Annotated in this window: 2 protein-coding genes and 1 tRNA gene; 1 reads left to right on the top strand and 2 read right to left on the bottom strand. The window is 48.9% G+C overall.

The annotated features are described in order from the left end of the window. Positions 1 to 188: transposase (locus tag HBN61_RS22255; RefSeq protein WP_524539063.1), on the bottom strand; the 188-nt coding region annotated here is incomplete at its 3' end. A 118-nt stretch (positions 189 to 306) separates the two neighbouring features. Here HBN61_RS22255 and HBN61_RS22250 point away from each other — a divergent pair. Further along, positions 307 to 639 carry a hypothetical protein gene (locus HBN61_RS22250; protein ID WP_170047921.1) on the top strand — a complete coding sequence of 111 codons (333 nt, stop codon included), beginning with the start codon at positions 307 to 309 and terminating at the stop codon, positions 637 to 639. A gap of 556 nt (positions 640 to 1,195) precedes the next feature. On the opposite strand, the gene HBN61_RS22245 is transcribed toward HBN61_RS22250, so the two are convergent. Continuing rightward, positions 1,196 to 1,269: transfer RNA gene (locus HBN61_RS22245), tRNA-Cys, on the bottom strand. Between the last annotated feature and the right edge of the window lie 304 nt (positions 1,270 to 1,573).

Here is a 1,573-nt window from a genome sequence, read left to right as displayed (position 1 = left end):
TGGATGCGCAGCATGGTTTCCAGAGGATAGGGTTTTCTACCGCCGCCGGCCTTGGGGTAGAACGGTTCGATCAGCTCCAGCAGGCCTGCCCAGGGCACCACCTGATCCATTTCGGCGAGGAAGCGCTCTCGGCGGGTTTGCTTGCGCTTGCCGGCGTACTCAAAGTCGGAAAAGCTCATCTGGCTCATGGGCGGCTCGGATCAGGTGTTGCGGGGATTCTCGCATAACTGAAGGCTTGTTCGGAGATTCCTTAGGGATGAATTCGTTTCTATCAAACCCGGGAAAAGCCTGACAATCGTAGAATCTGTGAGTGACGCGCTTAAATCTTTAGGCGCAGTTTCAGATCGTTTAGAAGCGACAGAGGCTGAAATGGATTTCAACGCCAAGAAATCCCTATCAAAAGTAGCCAACGGCATAATGGAAATTGCAATTAGAAAGTCATCCCCAATAATTTCAAGGGTCGAAGATAATTTTTTATCCCTGCAAATCAAAAACGTGACTTTGGGCCAAAGAGGTCCTGGCGAGCATTACCTTACTGATGCAATAGATGAGCTCATGAAGATGAAACTAATCGCAGACGTTGGCAGTGGTATTTATGAGCTAACCGAAGAAGGTCACGCCTATGAGCCGTTTGACTGAATTGTGTCGATTAAACAAAAATATTATCGTATTGAATAAGCCAGCCTTTTCTAGGGTGTTGCGATTTTCAAGGTGTTAAGTCTTTCATCTAGGACTCGTGACATTGATTGCCCGCTCTGAGAGGTTAGAACCGGCCTACAAGGAAGGCTCAGTGACTGCTCTGGGCCGATTTCTGCCTGTAGCCACCGTCATCTGCTGGCCGATTCTATTGAAAAAGTCGATCCTTTCAAATTGCCCATGTACGGACTGCTGAAAAGCCATTTTTGCGCGCCGCCACGCGAAATCTGCCCCGGCATCCTCTGCTCAAAGCAAAGATTTCAATCTCAAGCACGTACTTTTCTAACTTGGAAACCATGGCCGACTTTTCCACAGAATTGGCCGAAAGCAGACTACCCAGACTATAGGGAAAAAAGCACACCCCGGCCCTCCGTCACAAGGCTCCAGCTTACGGATTAAAGAGGCTGATTGCGGAAGCAACCCAAAAAAATGCGGAAGCGATCGTCAAATCGCAGCCAATAAAAAACCCCGCAGACCGTGATCTGCGGGGCTTTCAATATGGAGGCCGAGGCCGGAATCGAACCGGCGTGGGCGGATTTGCAATCCGCTGCATAACCATTTTGCTACTCGGCCATTTGTGCCTGACATTTTAAAATAAACATCAAATACAAAATAAATTGTGACGCTCTAAATCCAGCATTTCAGGCTGTGCCTCGTGCTGATGGCGCGCATTATGTACTAGAAGAAAGAAGCTGGCAACCCCCTGAATTCTAATAATTTTTAGCTCTGCTATCTAAGCTGTGCCAGTCTCGGCGTTTTGCAAGGTAGTTGTCGCGTCAGCCGTGTTTTTAAGCTGCTATTTTCACTGCCGGCTGCTCCCTCTCTGGGTTGAGTGTGACGGCGCCGATAGGTTGCCAATTTCGCGTTGCACCTGACC

It is taken from the genome of Pseudomonas sp. WS 5071 (assembly GCF_012985765.1).
Lineage (GTDB): Bacteria > Pseudomonadota > Gammaproteobacteria > Pseudomonadales > Pseudomonadaceae > Aquipseudomonas > Aquipseudomonas lundensis_A.
The sequence above is the reverse complement of the archived record's forward strand: the minus strand, read 5'-3'. Positions and strand labels throughout refer to the sequence as shown.